The 442-nt window shown below is 58.1% G+C and carries 1 protein-coding gene; it reads right to left on the bottom strand.

Going from position 1 to position 442, the window contains the following annotated elements:
• A partial coding sequence (locus A7Z29_RS23085; RefSeq protein WP_198599440.1) for a cellulose synthase subunit BcsC-related outer membrane protein occupies positions 1-442 on the bottom strand: 442 nt, incomplete at both ends.

Here is a 442-nt window from a genome sequence, read left to right as displayed (position 1 = left end):
CCGCTACAGTCCTGCAACGTACAGGTGCCCCAGTTGTTATCCCATTTACCCTCAGCGTCGGCGGAAAAACTGCCGACATTCATATTGACGAAATCACTGCGAAAGAACATCCGTCCGTCAGAATACGGTGCATCCACCTGCAACATGGTGGTGTGCGCTTTCAGGTCGGAATAGCCACCGGTGCCGCTCGATCCCCAGTAGTCGTGCTCCAGGGTGACGTTAAGATCCTGCTGGCGATAGAGATCCGCCGCATCGCTGCGCACGCCGCGCTTCAGCCAGTCGTCCTTCTCATCGTTACGGGTCAGACGGGTAAAGGTGTCGTTATCCTGCGGACGCGTCGTGGTCACACCGGATGCGACCATCGTGTCTTTGTAGGTTTCCAGCGCCTGCTCCGGATCGCCCGCCTGCGCTTCAAACCCTGCACCATCACGCAGTACCATCG

It is taken from the genome of Escherichia sp. MOD1-EC6842, from assembly GCF_002965705.1.
GTDB classification, from domain to species: Bacteria; Pseudomonadota; Gammaproteobacteria; order Enterobacterales; family Enterobacteriaceae; genus Escherichia; species Escherichia ruysiae.
The sequence above is the reverse complement of the archived record's forward strand: the minus strand, read 5'-3'. Positions and strand labels throughout refer to the sequence as shown.